Source organism: Streptomyces sp. NPDC007863 (assembly GCF_040633895.1).
In the GTDB taxonomy this organism is placed as follows: Bacteria; Actinomycetota; Actinomycetes; order Streptomycetales; family Streptomycetaceae; genus Streptomyces.
In genome coordinates this window covers 111,990-135,634 of the sequence record NZ_JBEYEI010000009.1, presented here as the reverse complement: position 1 = coordinate 135,634, position 23,645 = coordinate 111,990, and the positions used below count along the sequence as shown (strand labels likewise).

General features: G+C 74.4%; 18 protein-coding genes. 8 read left to right on the top strand and 10 right to left on the bottom strand.

Annotated elements, in window-relative coordinates; all coding sequences use genetic code 11:
- Nucleotides 1-4: 4 nt before the first annotated feature.
- From ABZ621_RS16450 to ABZ621_RS16430, 5 genes are read left to right on the top strand one after another with little or no spacing between them, the layout of a single operon-like run.
- Nucleotides 5-1,621 carry a sugar phosphotransferase gene (locus ABZ621_RS16450; RefSeq protein WP_360604922.1) on the top strand — a complete coding sequence of 539 codons (1,617 nt, stop codon included), beginning with the start codon at nt 5-7 and terminating at the stop codon, nt 1,619-1,621.
- Complete coding sequence (locus ABZ621_RS16445; RefSeq protein WP_360604920.1) at nt 1,618-3,381, top strand: stealth family protein; 1,764 nt, start codon at nt 1,618-1,620, stop codon at nt 3,379-3,381. Before ABZ621_RS16450 ends, ABZ621_RS16445 begins: the two co-directional genes overlap by 4 nt.
- Complete coding sequence (locus ABZ621_RS16440) at nt 3,378-5,474, top strand: glycosyltransferase family 4 protein (RefSeq protein ID WP_360604918.1); 2,097 nt, start codon at nt 3,378-3,380, stop codon at nt 5,472-5,474. Before ABZ621_RS16445 ends, ABZ621_RS16440 begins: the two co-directional genes overlap by 4 nt.
- A gap of 39 nt (nt 5,475-5,513) precedes the next feature.
- Nucleotides 5,514-6,908 (top strand): GDSL-type esterase/lipase family protein, encoded by a 1,395-nt coding sequence (locus ABZ621_RS16435; RefSeq protein ID WP_360604916.1) that lies wholly within the window; start codon nt 5,514-5,516, stop codon nt 6,906-6,908.
- Between the two features lie 3 nt (nt 6,909-6,911).
- On the top strand, nt 6,912-7,814 hold the full coding sequence (locus tag ABZ621_RS16430) for an endonuclease/exonuclease/phosphatase family protein (RefSeq protein WP_360604914.1): 903 nt from the start codon (nt 6,912-6,914) through the stop codon (nt 7,812-7,814).
- A 73-nt stretch (nt 7,815-7,887) separates the two neighbouring features.
- Here ABZ621_RS16430 and ABZ621_RS16425 read toward each other — a convergent pair whose 3' ends face one another.
- The 5 genes from ABZ621_RS16425 to ABZ621_RS16405 form a co-directional block, all read right to left on the bottom strand.
- Complete coding sequence (locus ABZ621_RS16425) at nt 7,888-10,026, bottom strand: 3-hydroxyacyl-CoA dehydrogenase NAD-binding domain-containing protein (protein ID WP_360604912.1); 2,139 nt, start codon at nt 10,024-10,026, stop codon at nt 7,888-7,890.
- The gene (locus tag ABZ621_RS16420) at nt 10,023-11,237 is read right to left on the bottom strand and encodes an acetyl-CoA C-acyltransferase (protein ID WP_360604910.1); all 1,215 of its coding nucleotides are present in this window, start codon (nt 11,235-11,237) and stop codon (nt 10,023-10,025) included. The genes ABZ621_RS16425 and ABZ621_RS16420 overlap by 4 nt, the downstream gene beginning before the upstream one ends.
- A gap of 200 nt (nt 11,238-11,437) precedes the next feature.
- Entirely contained in the window at nt 11,438-12,721 is a 1,284-nt protein-coding gene (locus ABZ621_RS16415; protein WP_360604908.1) for a ribonuclease D, read from the bottom strand.
- 81 nt (nt 12,722-12,802) lie between these two features.
- Nucleotides 12,803-13,468, bottom strand: coding sequence for a response regulator transcription factor (locus ABZ621_RS16410; protein ID WP_015037008.1), 666 nt, complete (start codon nt 13,466-13,468; stop codon nt 12,803-12,805).
- A gap of 285 nt (nt 13,469-13,753) precedes the next feature.
- Nucleotides 13,754-14,479 (bottom strand): DUF3000 domain-containing protein, encoded by a 726-nt coding sequence (locus ABZ621_RS16405; protein ID WP_360604906.1) that lies wholly within the window; start codon nt 14,477-14,479, stop codon nt 13,754-13,756.
- A 90-nt stretch (nt 14,480-14,569) separates the two neighbouring features.
- Here ABZ621_RS16405 and hemE point away from each other — a divergent pair, with 90 nt between their 5' ends.
- Complete coding sequence (hemE, locus tag ABZ621_RS16400) at nt 14,570-15,646, top strand: uroporphyrinogen decarboxylase (protein ID WP_360604904.1); 1,077 nt, start codon at nt 14,570-14,572, stop codon at nt 15,644-15,646.
- Nucleotides 15,647-15,677: 31 nt separating this feature from the next.
- Here hemE and ABZ621_RS16395 read toward each other — a convergent pair whose 3' ends face one another.
- Nucleotides 15,678-17,051: an FAD-dependent oxidoreductase gene (locus ABZ621_RS16395; RefSeq protein WP_360604902.1), complete on the bottom strand. Its 1,374-nt coding sequence runs from the start codon at nt 17,049-17,051 to the stop codon at nt 15,678-15,680.
- 61 nt (nt 17,052-17,112) lie between these two features.
- On the opposite strand from ABZ621_RS16395, the gene hemG reads away from it, so the two are divergent.
- A complete protein-coding gene (gene hemG, locus ABZ621_RS16390) occupies nt 17,113-18,588 on the top strand; it encodes a protoporphyrinogen oxidase (protein WP_360604900.1) in 1,476 nt (491 codons plus the stop codon).
- A gap of 17 nt (nt 18,589-18,605) precedes the next feature.
- On the top strand, nt 18,606-19,319 hold the full coding sequence (gene hemQ / locus ABZ621_RS16385) for a hydrogen peroxide-dependent heme synthase (RefSeq protein ID WP_360604898.1): 714 nt from the start codon (nt 18,606-18,608) through the stop codon (nt 19,317-19,319).
- A 215-nt stretch (nt 19,320-19,534) separates the two neighbouring features.
- On the opposite strand, the gene ABZ621_RS16380 is transcribed toward hemQ, so the two are convergent.
- The 4 genes from ABZ621_RS16380 to ABZ621_RS16365 all read right to left on the bottom strand — a co-directional run bounded on the left by ABZ621_RS16380 (nt 19,535) and on the right by ABZ621_RS16365 (nt 23,584).
- Nucleotides 19,535-20,263: a TIGR04222 domain-containing membrane protein gene (locus ABZ621_RS16380; RefSeq protein WP_360604896.1), complete on the bottom strand. Its 729-nt coding sequence runs from the start codon at nt 20,261-20,263 to the stop codon at nt 19,535-19,537.
- Nucleotides 20,264-20,308: 45 nt separating this feature from the next.
- Nucleotides 20,309-21,292 (bottom strand): TIGR04222 domain-containing membrane protein, encoded by a 984-nt coding sequence (locus ABZ621_RS16375; RefSeq protein ID WP_360604894.1) that lies wholly within the window; start codon nt 21,290-21,292, stop codon nt 20,309-20,311.
- Nucleotides 21,293-21,297: 5 nt separating this feature from the next.
- A complete protein-coding gene (locus ABZ621_RS16370; protein WP_360604892.1) occupies nt 21,298-22,791 on the bottom strand; it encodes a DUF692 domain-containing protein in 1,494 nt (497 codons plus the stop codon).
- A gap of 82 nt (nt 22,792-22,873) precedes the next feature.
- The gene (locus tag ABZ621_RS16365; protein WP_360604890.1) at nt 22,874-23,584 is read right to left on the bottom strand and encodes a peptidyl-tRNA hydrolase; all 711 of its coding nucleotides are present in this window, start codon (nt 23,582-23,584) and stop codon (nt 22,874-22,876) included.
- Nucleotides 23,585-23,645 lie beyond the last annotated feature (61 nt).

The window sequence follows — 23,645 nt, the reverse complement described above, 5'->3', positions numbered from 1 at the left end:
CGTCATGTCTGAACCGGGGTCCATGGGCTCGGCCGCGAGCATCTACAAGAACTACGTCCCGCAGCCGCTGCGCGCCGCCGCGGCCACCAGCGTGCCGCCGAGGGTCCGCCGCAAGGTGAAGTCCCAGCTCGCCCGCACCCTCGCCGAGCGCGAGTCCCGGCTGCACCGGCGCAGCCTCAGGCAGCTGCGGGACGCCGGCCTCGCCGCCCGGCCCGAGAGCCGCGTCACGGACGAGGAGGGGCGCGTCGTCCACGTCCACGCCGGGCTGACGGCGGACCTCGCCCGCCGCATCGACCACGACCTGGTGACCTCCGCCCTCGACATGGCGGGCATCCCCTGGTTCGCGGTCCCCGCGCTGGACGACCGCCGCACCGCCCTCGCCGTCCCGAAGGAGCACAAGCCCGCCGTACGCCGGGTGCTGCGCGCCGTCCTGGAGGAGCAGACCGGCTACGTCTGCTCGGTGTCCCCCTCGGACGCCTCGGGCCTGAACACGCCCGGCAGCCACCTGAAGGCGTGGAAGTCGTACGCCAAGGCCAGGGTCATCCGCCTCGTCTGGCTGCGCACCGACCCCACCGGCTCCCTGCCGGTCGGTGAACACCAGGGCGTCGAGATCGAGTTCTGGTCCGTCAACAACGACCTGCCCACGCCCCGGCTCGTCGGCCCCCGCCCCAACCGGGTGCAGCGGGTCGTGCCCGTCGGCGCCGCCACCATGGAGGCGGAGCACCACCGGCTCACCGGCTACAGCGACCTCGCCCCGTCCGGCGAGCCGACCCGGATCCCCGAGGCCTTCGACATCGTCCGGGTCGAGGAGATCACCTTCCCCGTCGACGCCGTCGTCCTGCTGCAGCACACCGGAGACTGGGCGGAGGCGCTGCTGAGGGCCACCCTGCGCTCGCTGCACCAGTACGCCCCCTGGATCCGCCACGTCCACGTCGTCGCCTCGGCCCCGCTGCCCGACTGGGTCCTCCCCGGCGACCGGCTGTCGCCCTACGGCGCGGCCCCGGACGCCGAGACCCGGCTGCACGAACTGCCGGACCTCGCCGAGCACTTCCTGCTCTTCCGGCCCGGCGCGGTCCTCGCCCGCCCGGTCCGCTCCTTCGACTTCTTCACCCCGCTGGGCGGCACCCGGCCGCGCCGCGGACCGTGGACCGCCGCCGAGGCGGCGGCCCCCTGGACCAGCACCGCCTTCGCCTTCACCACCCGCGCCGTCGCCCACGGCTACGGCAGCGGCCCGCAGCCGTACACCCGCAACGTCCTCGCCGCGATCGACCAGGGCTACGACCGGGACGGCAGCCTCCTCGACACCCAGCGGACCCCCGCGCTCCCCGGCACCCACCCGCTCGACGGGCTGGTCCACCACTCGGCCCGCTGCGCCGGCGTCGCGGACCCCTCCGGCGAGACGACCGTCGCCCTGCACGCCGCCATGCCCGGCCTCGGGCGCTGGCTCGACCGGCTCCTGGTCCGCCGGGACGCCCAGCAGTTCCACCTCTTCGGCCTCGACACCGCCGAGGCGCGGGGCCAGGGCGGCACGGCGACCGCCGTACGCTTCCTCCGCCGCTACTTCCCGGTCGCGAGCCCCTTCGAGGAGCCCGCGGGCGCGGAGGGGGACTCCGGCGCATGACCACGCTCAACCCCGAGGCGTCCGCCGCCGTCGGGATCTACCGCGCCCTGCTGCCCACCTCGCTGCGCCGCGCCATCGCCCGCCGCGTGCCGATGGGCCTGCGCACGCTGGTGAAGCGCCTGCTCCGCAGGATCCAGCAGGGCCTCGGCCTGTTCCGCTCGCTGCGGGCCCGCAGCGCCCGGCGCCGCTGGCCCCATCTCTTCACCGGCGGCGAGCGGCTCGCCACCCTCGTCGACCAGGGCGCGCTCATCGCCCTCGTCCGGCCCACCGCCTCGCCGCTCGGGCTGCGCGAGGCCAATCTCGAACTGGTCGCCTCGGCGCTCGACGCCGCCGGCGTCGACCACTTCGCCGTCCGCGGCGGCTCCGAGTTCCGCGCCTGCGTCGCCGTCTCCGCCGCCGACCGCGAGCGGGTCCGCGAGGCACTCGCCCGCGCCGGGGAGCAGACCCCGGTGTACGTGACCCGGTGGCTCGGCGGCGAGTCCCACGGCCGGCCCGCCCTCGTCGGCGACCGCCGGGGCCGGAAGGCGACCGCCGGTGCCTCGGCGCTCCGGGTCGGCATGGTCTGGCGCGACCCGGGCGGCACCCTGCCGCTCGGCCTGGAGTACGGCTGCGACGTCGAGTTCTGGCGGCCCGAGGAGGGCCGTCTCGTCGCGCCCCGGCCCAACCGCGTCACCGAGGACGTCGCGGCCGGCGCGCCCCGCGTCGACGTGCCCATCAGCCGGCTCACCGGCTTCGCCGCCCTGCACGGCCGCCGCACCCGTACCGTCCGCACCATCGAGCCGTGCGCCGTCCCGCTGCCCGAGGACGTCCTCTTCCCCGTGGACGCCGTCTACACCTGGGTGGACGGCGACGACCCGGCCTGGCGCGAGCGCCGGGCCCGGTACGGCGACACCGGCTACCACGCCGAGTCCGCCAACGCCGCCCGCTACATCAGCCGCGACGAACTGCGCTACTCCCTGCGGTCGCTGGCCCAGCACGCGCCCTGGATACGCCGGATCTACCTGGTCACCGACCGCCAGCGGCCGCAGTGGCTCGACCCGCACCACCCCCGCATCCGCGTCGTCGACCACACCGAGATCTTCGACGACCCCTCCGCGCTGCCCACCTTCAACTCGCACGCCATCGAGAGCCGGCTGCACCACATCGACGGCCTCTCCGAGCACTTCCTGTACTTCAACGACGACATGTTCCTCGGCAGCCCCGTCACGCCCCAGGACTTCTTCCTGTCCAACGGCATGACCCGGATCTTCCTGTCGCCGTCGAAGGTGCCGCAGTGGGAACGCTCCTTCGGCGACCGCCCGGTGGACGCGGCGGGCAAGAACAACCGGCGCATCCTGGAGGCCTGCTTCGGCTCCTCGATCGTGCAGAAGATGCGGCACGCCCCCTACCCGCTGCGCCGCAGCGTGCTCCTGGAGATCGAGCAGGCCTTCGCCGACCAGCACCGGGCCACCACCTTCAGCCGGTTCCGCAGCGCCACCGACATCTCGATCCCGTCGTCGCTGTACCACTACTACGCCTACTTCACCGGGCGCGCCGTCCCCTCGGACATCCGCTTCGCCTACCTGGACCTTGCCCGCGCGGAGATCGAGCGGCGCTTCGGCATCCTGCTCGCCCGCCGGGACCGGCAGGCGTTCTGCATCAACGACACCCTCTCCGACGGCCAGGACGTGGCCCGGCAGTTCGACCAGCTGGCGCGGTTCCTCCGCGCCTACTACCCGATACCCAGCCCCTTCGAGTGGAAGGAACCTCAGGAACGATGAAGGTCTCCTTCCTGATCAACAACATCTACGGCATCGGCGGCACCAACCGCACCGTGATCAACCTCGCCGAGGCGCTCTCCGCCCGCCACGAGGTCGAGATCGTCTCGGTCTTCCGCCGGGCCGGCACCACCAAGTTCGAGATCTCCCCGCAGGTCACCGTGCGCGCCCTGGTCGACCTGCGGGCCGGCTCCGGCGCCGACCGGGACGCGGACGGGCTCGCCGAGCCGACGTCGGTCGTCCCCCGCCAGGAGGAGTTCTACGCCCAGTACAGCCGGCTCTCCGACGAGCGGATCACCGACTACCTGCGGAAGACCGACGCCGACGTCGTCATCGGGACCCGGCCGAGCCTGAACCTCTTCGTCGCCCGCTTCACCCGCGACTCCGCGCTGCGGGTCGCCCAGGAGCACATGACCCACCTGGCGATCCCGCCGGCGGTCCGCGAGGAGATGGCCCGGGTCTACCCGAGGCTCGACGCGATCACCACGGTGACCGACGCCGACGCCCGGTCCTTCCGGGAGAACACCCCGATCGACGGCGTGCCGGTCACCGGCATCCCCAACAGCGTGCCCCAGCCCGTCGTCGCCCCCTCCGACGCGGCCCGCAAGATCGTCGTCAGCGCCGGCCGCATCCACCCGGTCAAGCGGTACGACCTGCTGGTCCGCGCCTTCGGCCAGATCGCCGACGAGTTCCCCGACTGGCAGCTGCGCATCTACGGCGACGGCGCCGACGCGGGCAAGCTCCGCGCCCTCGTCACCGACCTGGGGCTCACCGGCCGCGCCCTGCTCATGGGCGGCTTCTCCCCGATCGAGTCGGAGTGGGCCAAGGGCTCCATCGCGGCCGTGACCTCCAGCGCCGAGTCCTTCGGCATGACGCTGGTCGAGGCCATGCGCTGCGGCCTCCCCGTCGTCTCCACCGACTGCCCCGTCGGCCCCCGGGAGATCCTGCGGGACGGCGAGGACGGCCTCCTCGTGCCCAACGGCGACGTCGACGCGATCGCCGGAGGACTGCGCCGGCTCATGGCCGACGACGCCCTGCGCGCCGCCATGGGCGCGGCCGCCCTGCACAACTCCGCCCGGTACGACCCCGCCGTCATCGCCGACCGGTACACCGACCTCTTCGAGGACGCGGCCGAGCGCCGGGCGGCCAGGGACGCCAAGTACCGCGCGCCGAAGCGGAAGCCGCTGCGCCGCGGCTCGGGCAGCGACGCGCCGCCCGCCGCCGTCCGGACCAGCGTGGTGCACACGGTCGCCGACGAGACGGGCCGGCTGCGGCTCACCGTCGACGGCCCCGAGGACGGCCGGCAGCGCTGGAGCTTCCGGCTGCGCCACACGGCCACCGGCGCCGACCGGCAGCCCGACCTGGAGCTCGACACCGACCGCGCCCCGCTCCCGACCGGCGCCACCCGCTACACCGCCACCCTGCCCCCGTCCGCCCTGGACCACCTCGGGGACGGCCGCTGGCGGGTCCAGATGGTCTCCGCCAAGGGCGAGGCCGTGCACATGAAGGCGGGCATCCGGGACACCCGCGCCCTCATCACCGCCCGCGCCCGCCTGCTCGCGTACCCCCAGCACAGTCCGGTCCGCTGGAACCTCCCGTACGCCCAGCCGAACGGCAAGCTCATGCTGCGCACCGTCCTGCGCGACGAGCACGTGGAGTGCACCGAGCTCACCGTCACCGACGACCGGGTCACGGCCCGCGGCGTCCTCTGCGCCGGGCGGCCGCTCGCCCCCGACGCCCGGTTCCTCATGGTGCGCCGCGGCCACCACCGCGACGAGATCGCGGTGCCGGCGCGGCTGCTGGGCCCCCACGAGTTCACCGTCGACATTCCGCTGCGCGAGCTCGTCGACGCACGCCTGGAGCGCTGGGAGGACTGGGACTGGTGGCTCCAGCCGGACCCCCGGGACCGCCGCCGGCTCCGCGTCTGCCACCTCTTCGAGGACTTCCCGGACGTCAAGGGCTCCTATGCCCACCCGGTCGTCCCGGTACCCGACGAAGTCTCGCCCTTCGTCGTCGTCCACCCCTCCCGCCCCGTGCGCGTCCGCCCCTACACCTCGGTGTCGGGAGCCATGGCCGTCAACGTGGTCGACCGCTAGCCCCTCCGGACCGGAGCGCATCCCATGGATTGGAACGAAGTGAAGCGCACGATATTCGTCCTCGGCGACTCCGTCGCCGCTCCCCGCACGGAGGAGGAGGCCCCGATGGCGGGCTGGGGCCAGAAGATCGAGGAACTCCTCGTGGGCCCCTACGAGGTCGCCAACTACGCCCGCAGCGCGATGACCACGCGCAAGTACTTCACCGAGCGGCTGCCCGGCCTCCTCAACCGCATGAAGCCCGGCGACATCGTGCTGCTCGGCTTCGGCCGCGTGGACCACATGATCCACAACGGCACGCGCTTCGTGCCCGTCCCCGAGTACAAGGAACTCCTCCGCCTCTTCGCCGCCTACATCCAGGGCGCCGGCGGCACGCCGGTCGTGGTCACCTCCGCGGCCGGCTACTCCTTCGGGCCGCAGGGCGAAGTCGTGGACACCCTCGGCGCGTATCCGCAGGCCACCCGCGAGTTCGCCGCCGAGGCGGGTCTCCCGCTCATCGATCTGAACCGGATGACCACGGAGCGCTGGGCGGAGATCGGCCCCACCCGGCTGCGCCAGTACTTCTGCTGGGTGGACGCGGGCGAGCACCCGTTGCACCCCGAGGGCAAGATCGACTCCACCCATTTCAACGACGCCGGCGCCTACGAGGTGGCCCGGATGGTCGTGGCCGGCCTCTGCCGGCACGGCGTGGTCCCCCAGAGCGACGCGGACGTCGCGGCCCTTTCGGCCCCGGCCGATATGCCCGAGGTCTCCCAGGAGTTCACGGTCAACTCCCCGAGTTCCGCGCTCGACTACCCCGAGCGGACCGGCGAGGCCCCCGTTCTTGCCCGTCCCGAACCGGACGGCACCACGGGCCCGATGGTGAAGTTCTCCGGCACCGCCTCCCAGGGCACCGACTACCTCCTCTTCTTCGAGTACGGGCACTACCTCGGCGGCACCAAGGCCGGTGCCGACGGAAAGTGGACCTGGCGCCGCGCCGTCAACTGGGAGGCGGGCCCCCACCTCGTCCGCTGCGTCGGACTGCGGGCCGACGGCTGTACGCCCATCTCCGAGCGCTCGTTCACGGTGCGCACCGAGGTCGAGCCGCCGGTGATCACCGCTCCGCAGGCGGGCGCGTACGCGAGTCCGCGGCCCCGTTTCACGGGCACCGCCCAGCCCGGCACGACCAAGATCGTGCTGATGGAGGACGGCGTCCTCATCGGCGCCACGGGGGTCGAGGACGGCAAGTGGGGCTTCACCCACGGCCACGCCTGGCGGGCGGGCACGCACACGGTCCAGGCCATCGCCCTGTTCGGCGCGCAGGAGTCCGCGCCCGCGGAGCGGACCTTCACGGTCGTCGGCATCCCGGAGGACAGCCCTATCCGCTCCGCCGGCGCCTCCCGGGTCCACGACTGCGGCGAGGTCTGCGGGCACCGGCCGTTCACCGGCGCCTGGTAGGACGTGCCCCGGTTCCGCCACGGCCGCTTCCGGCCTCCCGTCACCCGCCTCGCGTTCCTCGGGACGCTGCTCGTCGGGGCCCTGCTCGTCGGCGGTCCCGGCCCGGCCGGGGACACCGGCCAGGACCGCCGGGACCGGGACGGCGCGCGGGAGGTCTCCGTCCTGCACTACAACATGTGCGGCGCGGCGACCGGCTGCCCGTGGAACGCCGGACGATCGGGCCGGGGCACCTCCGTGGCCCGGATCGTCACCGAGGCCCGGAGCTCCCGGCCGGACGTGATCACCCTCAACGAGGTCTGCGCCACCCAGTACACCGCCCTGCGCGAGCGGCTCGCCGCCGCCGGGGCGCCCATGGACGGCACCTTCCAGGGCGGGCTCACCAACGTGCCCGCCTGCGGCCCCTCGGGCCGCTTCGGCACCGCCGTCCTCAGCCGTGAGCCGGTACGCGACGGGGCCCCCGAGTTCCGGGCCTTCACCGACACCGGCGGGGAGACCTACCGCAACGCGGGACGCGCCGAGCCCGTGCACCGGGGCCTGCTCTGCGCGCGGACCCGGCACGGCGACGGCCCCCTGACGGTCTGCACCGCGCACACCTACGCGGCGGTCCCGGGGCAGCTCGACGAGATCCGGGCCTGGACCGCCGACGAGTCGCGCTTCCCCCCGGGAACCCCGCTGATCGTCGCCGGCGACCTCAACCTGCCGCCCGACGCGCCCGCCGTCGACCGGCTCCGCACCCGCTTCCTGGAGGCGGACCGGACGGACGCGCCCACCGCGGACGGGCGGAAGATCGACTACGTCTTCGCCGACCGCCGACACTTCGGCTCCGGCACCACGCTCGTCCGGGACTTCCCGGAGTCGGACCACGCCATGCTGCTGGCCCGGCTGGAGCGCACCGGCCCGCGCTGACCCCGAAGGCCCCCGGAAACGCCGAGGTCCGGCACCCCGCGGAGGGATGCCGGACCTCGGTACGCGCTACCGCTTACGCCGGGACGCTCGCCACGCCCTGGGCCAGGAAACGCTTGCCGTTGACGCGCTCGGAGACGCCCTCGCGGTCCAGGTACGGCGTGATGCCGCCCAGGTGGAAGGGCCAGCCGGCACCGGTGATCAGGCAGAGGTCGATGTCCTGCGCCTCGGCGACGACACCCTCCTCCAGCATGAGGCCGATCTCCTGCGCCACCGCGTCGAGGACGCGGTCGCGGACCTGCTGCTCGGTGAGGACGGTGTCGCCCTGCTTGAGCAGCGCGGCGACCTCGGGGTCGAGCTCCGGCTTGAAGCCGTTCTCCGGCTTGTAGACGTAGAAGCCGCGCTTGCCGGCCTCGACGACCGCCTTCAGGTTGGGGGAGACGGTGAAGCGCTCCGGGAAGGCGCGGTTCAGGGTCTCGGAGACGTGCAGGCCGATGGCCGGGCCCACGAGCTCCAGGAGGACCAGCGGGGACATCGGCAGGCCGAGCGGCTCGACCGCCTTCTCCGCCGTCTCGACCGAGGTGCCCTCGTCGATGACGTTCTGGATCTCGCCCATGAAGCGGGTCAGGATGCGGTTCACGACGAACGCCGGGGCGTCCTTCGTCAGGACCGCGGTCTTCTTCAGCTTCTTCGCCACGCCGAAGGCGGTGGCGAGGGAGGCGTCGTCGGTCTGCTCGCCCTTGACGATCTCCAGGAGCGGCAGGACGGCGACCGGGTTGAAGAAGTGGAAGCCGACCACGCGCTCCGGGTGCCGGAGCTTGGACGCCATCTCGGAGACCGACAGCGAGGAGGTGTTGGTGGCGAGGATCGCGTGCGCCGGGGCGACCGCCTCGACCTCCGCGAACACCTTCTGCTTGACGGACATCTCCTCGAACACGGCCTCGATGATGAAGTCCGCGTCCGCGAAGCCCTCGGCCTTGTCGAGGACACCGGAGACCAGGCCCTTGAGACGGTTGGCCTTGTCCTGGTTGATGCGGCCCTTGCCGAGCAGCTTGTCGATCTCGCCGTGGACGTAGCCCACGCCCTTGTCGACGCGCTCCTGGTCGATGTCGGTCAGGACGACCGGCACCTCCAGGCGGCGCAGGAAGAGCAGGGCGAGCTGCGAGGCCATCAGACCGGCGCCGACGACGCCGACCTTGGTGACCGGGCGGGCCAGCGACTTGTCCGGGGCGCCGGCGGGGCGCTTGCCGCGCTTCTGCACCAGGTTGAAGGCGTAGATGCCGGAGCGGAGCTCGCCGCCCATGATCAGGTCCGCGAGGGCCTGGTCCTCGGCGTCGAAGCCCTTCTGCAGGTCGCCGTCCTTGGCGGCCTCGATGATGTCGAGGGCGCGGTAGGCGGCCGGGGCGGCGCCGTGCACCTTGGAGTCGGCGATGGCGCGGCCCTTGGCGACGGCGGCGTCCCAGCCCTCGCCCCGGTCGATCTCCGGGCGCTCGACGGCGACGGAGCCGTTCAGCACGCCGGCGGTCCAGATGAGCGACTGCTCCAGGAAGTCGGCGCCCTCGAAGAGCGCGTCGGCGATGCCGAGCTCGAAGACCTGCTTGCCCTTGAGCTGGCGGTTCTGGTTGAGCGAGTTCTCGATGATGACCTGGACGGCCTTCTCGGCGCCGATCAGGTTCGGGAGGATCGCGCAGCCGCCCCAGCCGGGCACCAGGCCGAGGAAGACCTCGGGGAGCGAGAAGGCCGGGAGGGCCTTCGACACGGTGCGGTAGGTGCAGTGCAGACCGACCTCGACGCCGCCGCCCATGGCCGCGCCGTTGTAGTACGCGAAGGTCGGCACGGCGAGCGCGGAGAGCCGCTTGAAGACGTCGTGGCCGCCCTTGCCGATGGCGAGCGCCTCGTCGTGCTTCTTCAGCAGCTCGACGCCCTTGAGGTCGGCGCCGACGGCGAAGATGAACGGCTTGCCGGTGATGCCGGCGGCGACGATCTCGCCGTTCGCGGCCTCGGCCTCGACCTGGTCGATCGCCGTGTTCAGGTTGGCGAGGGACTGCGGGCCGAAGGTGGTCGGCTTGGTGTGGTCGAAGCCGTTGTCCAGCGTGATCAGCGCGAAACGGCCGGCCCCGAAGGGCAGCTCGAAGTGACGCACGTGGGCCGAGGTGACGACCTCGTCCGGGAAGAGCTCGGCGGCGCCCTTCAGAAGCTCGGCGGTGGTGCTCACTTGCCCTCCCAGTGGGGGTTTTCCCAGATGACCGTCGCGCCCATGCCGAAGCCGACGCACATGGTGTTGAGGCCGTAACGGACCTGCGGGTTCTCCTCGAACTGGCGCGCCAGCTGCGTCATCAGACGGACGCCGGAGGAGGCCAGCGGGTGACCGTAGGCGATGGCGCCGCCGTACTGGTTGACGCGCGCGTCGTCGTCGGCGATGCCGTAGTGCTCGAGGAACGCGAGGACCTGGACGGCGAAGGCCTCGTTGATCTCGAAGAGACCGATGTCGTCGATCGAGAGGCCGGCCTGGGCCAGGGCCTTCTCGGTCGCCGGGATCGGGCCGTAGCCCATGACCTCGGGCTCGACGCCGGCGAAGGCGTACGAGACGAGGCGCATCTTGACGGGGAGGCCGTTCTCCCGCGCGAAGTCCTCGGAGGCGATGATCGAGGCGGTGGCGCCGTCGTTCAGGCCGGCCGCGTTGCCCGCGGTGACGTTGCCGTGGACGCGGAACGGCGTCTTCAGGCCCGCCAGCGACTCCAGGGTGGTGCCCGGGCGCATCGGCTCGTCGGCGGTGACCAGGCCCCAGCCGGTCTCGCCGGCCTCGGCGTTGGTGCGGCGGACGGAGATCGGCACCAGGTCGGGCTGGATCTTGTTGTCCGCGTAGGCCTTGGCGGCCTTCTCCTGCGAGCGCACGGCGTACTCGTCGGCGCGCTGCTTGGTGATGCTCGGGTAGCGGTCGTGCAGGTTCTCGGCGGTCATGCCCATGAAGAGGGCGGACTCGTCGACCAGCTTCTCGCTGACGAAGCGCGGGTTCGGGTCCACGCCCTCGCCCATGGGGTGTCGGCCCATGTGCTCGACACCGCCGGCGATGACGGCGTCGTAGGCGCCGAAGGCGATGGAACCGGCGACGCTCGTCACGGCCGTGAGCGCACCGGCGCACATGCGGTCGATCGAGTAGCCGGGCACGGACTGCGGGAGGCCCGCGAGGATGCCGGCGGTACGGCCGAGGGTGAGGCCCTGGTCGCCGATCTGGGTCGTCGCGGCGATCGCGACCTCGTCGATCTTCGCCGGGTCGAGGGCCGGGTTGCGGCGCAGCAGCTCCCGGATGGCCTTCACGACGAGGTCGTCGGCGCGGGTCTCGTGGTAGATGCCCTTCGGGCCCGCCTTGCCGAACGGGGTGCGGACGCCGTCGACGAAGACGACGTCCCTGACGGTACGAGGCACGATGGCTCTCCTCCAGGTGCGGGACGGCACTGCTGCGGCGCACCACTAAGCGTGCGCTTGCTTCCCCCCATGCTACTTGCGGGTAACCAAGCTGCCCACCCCCTGGGGGCCAAGCGGCGAAGGTCACACCCCGGCGTACGGGGAAGCCCCCGGCACCGGGACGGGTGCCGGGGGCTTCGACGTGCGGGGCGGGACACGGGTCACGCCTTCGCGGAGAGGGCCTCCACCAGGAGCGGGGTCACCAGGCCGACCTGCCAGCGGCGGGCGCCGTAGGCGGCGAGGGCGGCCGCGACGGCGTCCCGGTCCCCGTGGGCCGGGGGCTCCCAGCAGACCCGGCGGACGGTGTCCGGGGTGATCAGGTTCTCCTGCGGCAGGTGCAGTTCCTCGGCGAGGGCCGTGACCCCGGCGCGGGCGGCGGAGAGCCGGGCGGCGGCCGCCGGGTCCTTGTCCGCCCAGGCGCGCGGCGGGGGAGGGCCGGCCGGCTGCTGGCCGGGCTGCGGCAGCTCGCTCTCGGGGAGCGCCCGGGCCCGGTCGATCGCCGCCTGCCACTGCTCCAGCTGGCGCCGGCCCATGCGGTGCCCGAAACCGGGCAGGGCGGTCAGCGCGGCCACGTTCACCGGGACGGCGAGCGCCGCCTCGACGATCGCCGCGTCGCTCAGCACCTTGCCGGGGGAGACGTCGCGCCGCTGCGCCACCCGGTCGCGGGCCGTCCACAGCTCCCGTACGACCGCCATCTGGCGGCGCCGGCGGACCTTGTGCATCCCGGAGGTGCGGCGCCAGGGGTCCTTGCGCGGCGGCGCCGGCGGGGCGGTGGCGATGGCCTCGAACTCCTCGTGGGCCCACTCCAGCTTCCCCTGCCGGTCCAACTCCTTCTCCAGCGCGTCGCGCAGGTCGACGAGGAGCTCGACGTCCAGGGCCGCGTAGCGCAGCCAGGGCTCGGGCAGCGGGCGGTTGGACCAGTCGACCGCCGAGTGGCCCTTCTCCAGGGCGTAGCCGAGGACGGACTCGACCATGGCGCCGAGTCCGACGCGCGGGAAGCCCGCGAGCCGGCCGGCCAGCTCGGTGTCGAAGAGCGAGGAGGGGCGCATGCCTATGTCGCGCAGGCAGGGGAGGTCCTGGGTGGCGGCGTGCAGGATCCACTCGGTGCCGCCGAGGGCCTCGCCGAGCCCGGAGAGGTCCGGGCAGCCGACCGGGTCGATCAGGGCCGTGCCCGCGCCCTCGCGGCGGAGCTGCACGAGGTAGGCGCGCTGGCCGTAGCGGTAGCCGGAGGCCCGCTCGGCGTCGACGGCGACCGGCCCGCGCCCGGCGGCGAAGGCGGCGATCACCTGGGCGAGGGCCTCGTCGCTCGCGACGACCGGCGGGATGCCCTCGCGGGGCTCCAGCAACGGGATCGGAAGCCCATTCGCAGGGACGTTTTCGTCCGGGGGGCCGCCCCCGGTGGTGCGCGGTGCGGTGTCAGCCGCGGTCTCTTGGGCGTCGGTCACCTGTCAAGGGTATCCGCCGACGGCAAGCGCCTGCCGACGGAACGTTCCGTCGGCAGGCGCAGCGTTTCCGTCAGGGCCGGGTCAGTGGATGATCCCGGTCCGCAGCGCGACGGCGACCATGCCGGCCCGGTCGCCGGTGCCCAGCTTGCGGGCGATCCGGGCGAGGTGGCTCTTCACGGTGAGTGCCGAGAGCCCCATGGAGACGCCGATGGCCTTGTTGGACTGGCCCTCCGCGACGAGCCGGAGCACCTCGACCTCGCGGCCGGAGAGCTCGCGGTAGCCGCCCGGGTGGCTCGGGGCACCCGGGGGGCGGCGGTGGCCGAGCCGGGCGGCCGCGGCGCCGATGGGCGCGGCGCCGGGACGCGTCGGGTGGCCGATATTGGTCCTCGTGCCGGTGACGACGTAGCCCTTCACGCCGCCGGCGAGGGCGTTGCGCACCGCGCCGATGTCGTCGGCGGCCGAGAGGGCGAGGCCGTTGGGCCAGCCGGCGGCGCGGGTCTCGGACAGCAGGGTGAGGCCGCTGCCGTCGGGAAGGTGGACGTCGGCCACGCAGATGTCGCGCGGGTTGCCGACGCGGGGACGGGCCTCCGCGATGGACGACGCCTCGATCACGTCCCGTACGCCGAGCGCCCACAGGTGGCGGGTGACGGTGGAGCGGACGCGCGGGTCGGCCACGACGACCATGGCCGTCGGCTTGTTCGGGCGGTAGGCGACCAGGCTAGCGGGCTGCTCGAGCAGAACGGACACTCGGCCTCCTGGGGGAAGGTGCGGGACGGAGCCGGCTCGGGGAAGAAGCCGGGGGCGAACCCGTGCTCTGAAGGGGTCATTGACTCCTTCGGCAGCAGGGCCGCCCGCCTTTAGGGAAAGATCACGATTTAGTGAGTAACAATTAGGGCAATTCGGACGCGCGATCGATCATCCTACGAGCGGCCCCCGCTCCCTCACCCCCACGAGGGACCCCCCGTACGAACGCCGAGGGGGCCCCGAAGGGCCCCCTGGACATCCGTCCCGCCGCACACCTGTCCGGACCGCTCAGGCGCCCTGCGGTCCCCGCCGCTGGGGCAGCGAGACGACCCCCGCCCCCGACACCGTCCCCGCCGGGCCCGTCGGCCCCGAGGGGCCCGGCGGGGACGGCGGATCGGCCGGCGCCGGCGGGAGGCCCGCGATCTGGCAGAGGAGATCCGACCAGGCCGCCAGGTGCGCCGCCGTGTCCGGCACCCCGGCGAGACCCTCCCGGGGCGTCCAGGACGCCCGGATCTCGATCTGGGTGGCCGGCCGCCGCTCCGCGAGCCCCCCGAAGTAGTGCGAGCCGGCCATCGTGACCGTCCCGCTCGCCTCCCCGTACGCGAGCCCGCGCGCCTCCAGGGCCCCGGTCAGCCACGACCAGCACACCTCCGGCAGCAGCGGGTCCGCCGCCATCTCCGGCTCCAGCTCCGCCCGCACCAGCGTCACCAGGCGGAAGGTGCCCTTCCAGGCCTCGTGGCCCGCCGGGTCGTGCAGCAGCACGAGCCGCCCGTCCGCGAGATCCTCCTCGCCGTCGACGACCGCCGCCTCCACCGCGTACGCGTACGGCGCGAGCCGCTGCGGCGGCCGGGTCGGCTCGACCTCCATCTCGGACCGCAGCCGCGCCGCCCGCAGGGCCTCCACCGCCCTCCGGAACGCCGTCGGCACCGGGGTCCCCGCCGTACTCTCCGCCTTGTCGCCCGTCCCTCGAATGCCGTCGGAATGATCGGAAAAATGTCCCTGAGCCGCAGCCATGCGGGGAAGAGTAGGCGGAACGGGGCCGCCATGCGGGGAGGGACACCCGCCCGGCACGAGCGGCTTCCGGCCACATGCGAAGATTTGGGCGTGAGCGCCATGAACAGCCCGACGGGCCAGCAGACGAAGCAGCAGTCGCGGACGTACGACTCCGCGTTCCTCAAGGCGTGCCGGCGCGAGCCCGTGCCGCACACCCCCGTCTGGTTCATGCGGCAGGCCGGGCGCTCCCTCCCCGAGTACCTGAAGGTCCGCGAGGGCATCCCCATGCTGGAGTCCTGCATGCGGCCCGAGCTGGTCAAGGAGATCACCCTCCAGCCCGTCCGCCGCCACCGGGTCGACGCCGCGATCTACTTCAGCGACATCGTCGTCCCGCTCAAGGCCATCGGCGTCGACCTCGACATCAAGCCCGGCGTCGGCCCCGTCGTCGCCGACCCGATCCGCACCCGCGCCGACCTCGACCGGCTGCGCGACCTCACCCCCGACGACGTGCACTACGTCACCGAGGCCATCGGCATGCTCACCGAGGAGCTCGGCGACACCCCGCTCATCGGTTTCGCCGGCGCGCCCTTCACCCTCGCGAGCTACCTCGTCGAGGGCGGCCCGTCCCGCAACCACGAGCACACCAAGGCGCTCATGTACGGCGACCCGCAGCTCTGGGCCGACCTGCTCGACCGCCTCGCCGAGATCACCTCCGCCTTCCTGAAGGTGCAGATCGAGGCCGGCGCCTCCGCGGTCCAGCTCTTCGACTCCTGGGTCGGCGCCCTCGCCCCCGCCGACTACCGCCGCTCGATCCTCCCGGCCTCCGCCAAGGTCTTCGACGCGGTCGCCGGCTACGGCGTCCCGCGCATCCACTTCGGCGTCGGCACCGGCGAGCTCCTCGGCCTCATGGGCGAGGCCGGCGCGGACGTCGTCGGCGTCGACTGGCGCGTCCCGCTCGACGAGGCCGCCCGCCGCGTCGGCCCCGGCAAGGCCCTCCAGGGCAACCTCGACCCCGCCGTCCTCTTCGCCTCCACCGACGTCGTCGAGGCCAAGGCCGACGAGGTCCTGGCCGCCGCGAAGGACCTGGAGGGGCACGTCTTCAACCTGGGCCACGGCGTCATGCCGTCCATGGACCCGGACGCCCTCACCCGCCTCGTCGCCTACGTCCACGAGCGCACCGCCGTCTGACCCGGCGGCCCACGCGGTACGGGCGGCGGGGTCAGCCCGCCGCCCGTACCGCCGCCACCGCCTTCCGGGCCGCGATCAGCACCGGGTCCCACACCGGGGAGAACGGCGGCGCGTACCCCAGGTCGAGCGCCGCCATCTGCTCCACCGTCATCCGGGCCGTCAGCGCCACCGCCGCGACGTCCACCCGCTTCGCCGCGCCCTCCCGGCCCACGATCTGCACCCCGAGCAGCCGCCCGGTCCGCTTCTCGGCCAGCATCTTCACCGTCATCGGCGCCGCCCCCGGGTAGTACCCGGCCCGGCTCGTCGACTCCACGGTCACCGTCACGTACCGCAGCCCGACCTCGCGGGCGTCCTTCTCCCGCAGCCCGGTGCGGGCGATCTCCAGGTCGCAGACCTTCGACACCGCCGTCCCCACCACCCCGGGGAAGGTCGCGTAGTCACCGCCCGCGTTCGAGCCGATGACCTGCCCCTGCTTGTTGGCGTGCGTCCCCAGCGGCACGTGCCGCTCCCGGCCCGACACCAGGTCCAGGACCTCCACGCAGTCCCCGCCCGCCCAGACGTTCTCCTGCCCCCGCACCCGCATCGACAGGTCCGTCAGCAGCCCGCCGTGCGTGCCGAGCGGCAGCCCCGCCGCCTCCGCGAGCGAGGTCTCCGGCACCACGCCCGTCCCCAGGACCACCACGTCCGCCGGGTACTCGTCCCTGTCCGTGACCACCGCCTGGACCCCGCCGTCGTCACCCGTGAGGATCCCCGTCACCGGGGACGCGCCGACCGTACGGATCCCGAGCCCGTCCATCGCCGCGTGCACCAGACGCCCCATGTCCGGATCGAGCGTCGCCATCGGCTGCTCGCCCCGGTTGAGGACCGTCACCTCGTAGCCCCGGTTCAGCAGCGCCTCGGCCATCTCCACGCCGATGTACCCGGCGCCGACGACCACCGCCCGCCGCCCCGCCGTCCCGGCCAGCGAGTCGAGCAGCGCCTGCCCGTCCTCCAGCGTCTGCACCCCGTGCACGCCCGCCGCGTCGATCCCCGGCACCGCCGGCCGGGCCGGGCGCGCCCCCGTCGCGATCACCAGCTTGTCGAAGCCCGTCCACGCCTCCGTGCCGACCGCCAGGTCCCTGGCCAGAACGCGCTGCCCGGCCAGGTCGATCTCCGTCACCTCGGTCCGCGTCCGCAGGTCGATCCCGCGCGCCCGGTGCTCCTCCGGGGAGCGGGCGATCAGCTCCTCGCGCCCCGCCACGTCGCCGCCGACCCAGTACGGGATGCCGCAGGCCGAGTACGAGGAGAAGCGGCCCCGTTCGAAGGCCGTGATCTCCAGCTCCCCGGGCCCCTTGAGCCTGCGCGCCTGCGAGGCGGCGGACATGCCCGCCGCGTCCCCGCCGATGATCACCAGTCGTTCGCTCATGCGCCCACGCTACGGCCCGCCTCGGGGCGGGGCGGCCCGGGCGATTTGAGAGAGTGGTCCCATGAACGCGGACACCACGGGACCCCACGCCGGACCGCACGCCGTCGTCGTCGGCGGCGGCATCACCGGCCTCGCCGCCGCCCACCGGCTGCTCGCCGCCGGCGCGCGCGTCACCCTCCTGGAAGCCGGCGGCCGGCTCGGCGGCAAGCTGCTCGCCGGGGAGATCGCCGGCGCCCCCGTGGACCTCGGCGCCGAGTCCCTGCTCGCCCGCCGCCCCGAGGCGATCGCCCTCGCCGAGTCCGTCGGCCTCGGCGACCGGCTCCGGGCGCCGGCCACCACCACCGCCTCCGTCTGGTCCCGGGGCCGGCTCGTGCCCATGCCCAAGGGCCACGTCATGGGCGTCCCCGGCGACGCCGTCGCCGTCGCCGGGCTCCTCTCCGAGGAGGGCCTGCGACGGATCGGCCGGGACACCGAGCTGCCCCCCACCGAGATCGGCGAGGACATCGCCATCGGCGCGTACGTCGCCGAGCGCATGGGCCACGAGGTCGTCGACCGGCTCGTCGAGCCCCTCCTCGGCGGCGTCTACGCCGGGGACGCCTACCGCATCTCGATGAAGGCCGCCGTCCCCGCGCTCTTCGAGGCCGCCCGCCGCCACCCGAGCCTCACCGCCGCCGTCCGCGCCGTCCAGGCCGCGGGCGGAGCCGTCCCCGCCGACGTCGCGGGCGCCGCCACCGGCCTCGGCGGGTCCGTCTTCGCCGGCATCTCCGGCGGCATCGGCACCCTCCCGGGGGCCGTCGCCGACGCCGTCCGCGCGGCCGGCGGCACGATCCTCACCGGCACCCCGGCGACCGCCCTGCACCGGGCCGGCGCCACCGGCTGGCGGGTGGAGACCCCGGAGCGGACCCTCGACGCGGACGCCGTCGTCCTCGCCGCCCCCGCGCCCGTCGCCGCCGGACTCCTCGGCGGCCACGCCCCCGGGGCCTCCGCGCTCCTCGGCGCGATCGAGTACGCCTCCATGGCCCTGGTCACCCTCGCCTTCCGCCGCGCCGACGTGCCCGAGCTGCCCGGCTCCGGCTTCCTGGTGCCGCCCGTCGACGGCCACACCATCAAGGCCTCCACCTTCTCCAGCCGGAAGTGGGGCTGGGTCGGCGAGGCCGCCCCCGAGCTCTTCGTGCTCCGCACCTCCGTCGGCCGGTACGGCGAGGAGGCCCAGCTCCTCCGCGACGACGAGGACCTGGTCGCCGCCTCCCTCAAGGACCTCGGCGCCGCCACCGGACTCGCCGCCCGGCCCGTCGCCACCACCGTGACCCGCTGGACCGGCGGCCTGCCGCAGTACCCGGTCGGCCACCTGGACCGGGTCGCCCGGGCCCGCGCCGCCCTCGCGGACCTGCCCGGAGTGCGCCTCGCGGGCGCCGCCTACGACGGCGTCGGCATCCCCGCCTGCGTCGCCTCCGCCCACCGCGCGGCGGACGCCCTGGCCGACGAGATCATCGCCACGTCGGAAACGGGGCACCCCGGTGCGGGGCACTCCTCGTGACGGGCGAGAATAGGCGTATGAGTGCGCCCGAAAAGATCCCGAACGCCGGTAAGAAGGCGAAGGACCTCAACGAGGTCATCCGCTACACCCTGTGGTCTGTCTTCAAGCTGCGCGACGTCCTGCCCGCCGACCGGACCGGCTACGCCGACGAGGTCCAGGAGCTGTTCGACCGGCTCGCGGAGAAGGACATCACCATCCGGGGCACGTACGACCTCTCCGGTCTGCGCGCCGACGCCGACGTCATGATCTGGTGGCACGCCGAGACGAGCGACCAGCTCCAGGAGGCGTACAGCCTCTTCCGCCGTACGAAGCTGGGCCGCGCCCTGGAGCCGGTCTGGTCGAACATGGCGCTGCACCGCCCGGCCGAGTTCAACAAGTCGCACATCCCGGCCTTCCTGGCCGACGAGACCCCGCGCGACTACGTCTCGGTCTACCCCTTCGTCCGTTCCTACGACTGGTACCTGCTGCCGGACGAGGACCGTCGCCGGATGCTCGCCGACCACGGCAAGATGGCCCGCGGCTACCCCGACGTCCGCGCCAACACGGTCGCCTCCTTCTCGCTCGGCGACTACGAGTGGATCCTCGCCTTCGAGGCCGACGAGCTGTACCGCATCGTCGACCTCATGCGCCACCTGCGCGCCTCCGAGGCCCGGATGCACGTCCGCGAGGAGGTCCCCTTCTACACCGGCCGCCGCAAGACCGTCGCGGACCTGGTGGCGGGCCTGGCCTGACGGCCGCCCCGTGAACCTGGCGGCGCCCCGGCTCCCAGCCGGGGCGTCCGTCCCTCGACCCGGAAGATCAGACGGCCGCCACGCCATGGCCGGCCGCTCCAGCGACACCGGGTCCGGCACCGGGTGCGGCGCGCGCGAGCGCGCCGCACCGGCGTCCCTTCCCGCCCCGGGATCCCTTCCCCGAGGGTCCCTTCCCGGGGATGCCCTACGGGGACCTACGGGGTCCCCAGCGCGGCCCTCAGCTCCGGCTCCAGGACCGCCGGCCCCCGGGTGGCGAGCGCGGTGAGCGGGTCCTCCGCCGAAAGCCCCGCGAGCAGCCGCTGACCGGCGTGCGAGGCCCACGGGCTGCGCGGATACGACTCCGCCCGCCCGATCAGCAGACAGAGCCCCGAGACCGTCAGCGGCAGCACGAACCCGGCGATCACCCGCGTCCGGTCCGCCTCCGGCACCAGCGGCACCGCCACCGCCCCCAGCGCGAGCGCCAGCAGGAACGCTCCCCGCACCGCCCGCAGCCCGGCCGCGACCTCCCGCCGCCCCGGCGCCGGCACCGCGAGCCCCCGCTCCACCAGACCCGCCTCGATGCGGCGTACGCACGCGGCGGCGGCGACCGCCGGACGCAGCCCCGGCACCGGCGCCTGCCCCTCGGGGCCGATCGCGCCGAGCACCGCCCGCTCCAGCTCGTCCCCGCCGCCCGAGCCGTCCACGACGGTGGCCCAGCCGGTGCGCGCGAGCAGCAGCCGCCGGGCCCGGTGCATCGACACCAGCGTCAGCTCGGCGACCCGCCCGGGACCCCCGGCGAGGAACGCGGCCTCGCCCAGGGTCAGTTCGCCGTCCCCGCCCGCCCCCGCGGGGGGCCCGCCGGCGGCGATCGAGGCCCGGCAGAGCCGGGCGCAGGCGAGGGCGGTCACGACGCCGGCGAGGAGGAGCAGCGGGATCCACACCATGATCGAGTTGTACGTCAGGACCTCCGGCCCCGCCACCCGAACGGCTCAGCCGCTCGACCCGCAGGAGGAGGACGACGAGGAGCCGCACGAGGAGGACGAGGAGCCGCAGGACGACGACGAGGAGCCACAGGACGAGGACGAGGAACCGCAGGACGAGCCGCCCGACCCGGAGTCCGAGTCCGAGCCCCAGCCGTCGCCGCCGCCCGCCGCCGCCCCCGCGCACCACATCACCACGGCCGCGGCGGCGGTCGTGTCGGAGGAGTGCCGGTACGCGCCACGGCTCCGGCCCCCGCGCACCGGCCCGTCGGGCCGGGCCGCGTCCCGCAGCCGCTCCCACAGCTCGCGGTCGGACAGCGCCCGGATCCCGCCGAGCGCCACCGTGTTGACGCCCCCGTGGCCGTAGGCGCGCCGGTAGGCGGTGAGCGCCGTGAGCCCCGCCGGGCTCACCTGACGGGTGGAGGTGGTCCCGCAGACCAGCGCCGAGACGAGGCAGACGAGGAAGAGCGGCAGGAGCTTCACGAAGAACGGCACGGCCGGCCCGTCCAGGGCGAACTCGGCGACGGTGACCAGGATGCCCAGCGGGAACAGCAGGAAGGACCCGATGACGAGCCCGACGCACCACCGGCGCAGGGTGCGGCGCGGGCCCGGCGGGGTCACCAGGCCCCGGTCGGCGAGGGCGTCGCCGATTTCCTGCACCGCCGGGTGCGTCATCACGCCCAGGCGCAGCGCGCGCAGGGAGCCGCTGGGGGCGGTCGCGTGGGTGTCCAGCACCGCCCGCTCCACCGGGTCGTGGGCGATCCGGTGGACGACCGCGACGACCCCGGGGCCGCCGATGACGATCCGGCCGTCCAGGTGCATGGCGGCGAGCGCCGTGTCGGCGACCCTGCCGGGGCCGCCGCCGAGGAACGCGGCCTCGTAGACGTCCTGGAGCGGCCCGCCGGGGCCGCTCCGGACGCGGCGGGCCAGCACGAAGAGACGGACCAGCACGGCGGCGGCGGCGAGGTGGAGCACGAGGAGGAGCGGGTTCATACCGGTCACCGCCCCCCGAGGAGGCGCCGCGCCAGCCGCCCCAGGAGCCCGCCGGCCGGCTGGCTCTCGGCCCGCTCCCGCCACCAGCGGGTCAGCTCCCGCCGTTCGGGCCGGTCCTCCAGGAGCAGTGCCTCGACGAAGTCGAGCGCGTCGCGCCGGTAGCTGCCCGGCATGGGCCGGGTCCTGGCGTACGCGAGGAACGCGGGCCGGAAGCCGTCGCCGAGGATCTCCGGCAGCTCGGGCGCGATCCGCGCCACGACGGAGGCCCGCTTGGCGGCGAGCGCCCGGCTCTGCACCCGCATCCGCCGCACGTCGAAGCCCTCGGGCACCGGAGTCCCCGCGACCAGCGCGGACAGCACGGCGGCCTGTCCCACTCCGACGCGCTGCCGTGCCGTGTCGGTGACGGCCTCGGCCGTGGGACGGGAGAGGACGGCCAGCGCGCCGTCGGGGCGCGCCGTCGCGGGCCCGGCCGCCGTGCCGGGCCGCTCCGGCTCCGGGGCCGGGGCGCTCGGCCGGGTGGCCGGCATCGGGCCGCCCGAGACGCGGGCGCCGGCGCCGATGTGGAGCGGGTCGTGGCCCGCGAGGGCACGGCCCGCGCGCAGCGCGGCGGCGCCGACGCCGTGGCGCGCGGCGAGCGGGCCGGCGGCGGGTGCCGGGCGCGCCGGCCGCCGGCGGGTCGCCGCCGTCAGCGTCGCGCGGATCGTGGAGAGCTCCGCGGCGAGTTCCGCCGCGGGCGGGAAGTGGTCGTCGCGCTCCAGGAGGACGCCCGGCGGGGCGACCCGGCCGACGAGGTCGGCGAGGATGTCCAGGACCGGCTCCGGGACCGGGTGGGCGTGGGTGTCGTGCCAGACGCCGTCCCGTTCGAGGCCGCCCGCCACGTGGACGTACGCGAGGGCCTCGACCGGAAGCTCCGAGAGCGCCCGCGCCGGGTCCTCGCCGCGGTTGACGTGGTTGGTGTGGAGGTTGGCGACGTCGATGAGGAGCCGTACCCCCGTGCGCTCCACCAGTTCCGCCAGGAACCGGCCCTCCGTCAGCTCCTCGTCCGGCCAGGAGAACAGGGCGGCGATGTTCTCCAGGGCCAGCGGCACCGGCAGCGACTCCTGCGCGATCCGCACGTTCTCGCAGAGCACGCCCAGGGCGTCGCGGGTGCGGGGGACGGGCAGCAGGTGCCCGGCCTCCAGGCGCGGGGTGGCGGTCAGCGGCCCGCCGGCCCGGACGAACGCGATGTGCTCGGTGACGAGCGGCGCCCCCAGCGCCTCCGCCTTCGCCGCGAGCGCGGCCAGCCGCTCCGGGTCCGGCCGGTCCGCCCCGCCGAGCCCCAGCGACACCCCGTGCGGCACGACCGTGACGCCCCGGGCCCGCAGCCGGGCCAGCGAGTCGGGCAGGTGGCCGGCGCACACGTTCTCCGCGACGACCTCCACCCAGTCGATCCCGGACAGCCCCTCGACCGCGTCCGCGATCTCGGGACGCCAGCCGATGCCGATGCCGAGTTCCGTCATGTCCCCCTCCTTCGGTCCTCAGTCATCCACGTGATGACCCCGGCGGAGCCGGTCGAACCCAAGGAGGAAGAGGTTCAGAGCTTCATTTGAGGTTCCCGGGCGCCACGGCCAGGACGCCGGGGTACGCCGACACGACCGTGGCGCTGCCCGGCGCGATCTCCGTGAAGCCCGCGTCCCTGACCACCGGCAGGCCGCTCGCGGCGAGCGCGGGCCACTCGGCCTCCGGCGCCGTGCGCACGGCCAGCGGGAAGCCCGCCTCCCGCCAGGCCGCGCGGGCGGCGTCGTCCAGCGCCCACCACAGCAGCTGGGCGCCGTGCCCGGCCTGGGCCATCGCCTTGCCGGCGGACATGTCGAGCCCCGGATTCATCCACAGCACGGCCGCCCCTTCCGGCACGGGTCCCGGCGCGGCATCCGGGTCGTCGAGGTCGGTGCCGGAGACCTGGAGCTTGGCCAGCTCCTTGGGCCAGCCGTCCAGGGGGACCGGCGGGAAGACGCGTACCTCCGCGGTCTCGCCGGTCACGGTGATGCCGGGCAGGGCCCCGGCGCGCCGCCACTCCGCGCCGCGCGCCCGCCGCACGACCTTGCGGATGCGGGCGTCCTCCCAGTCGGCGACGGCCGCGGCCCACTCGCCGTCGCCGAGCGACCGCTCGTCGGTGAGGAGCCGGAGCACGGCGCGGGCCGCCGTCTCCAGGGCGTCGGTACGGGCCGGGGGCGCGTCGCGCTCGATCCGTACCACCAGGGGCAGGACGAACTGCGGCTTCTCGTCGCGGGGATCGGTGTCGTTGCTGCTCACCCGGCAAGTCTGCCACCGGCCTCCGGGAGCCGGATCTTGCGGCCCGGCCCGTGGCCGGGCG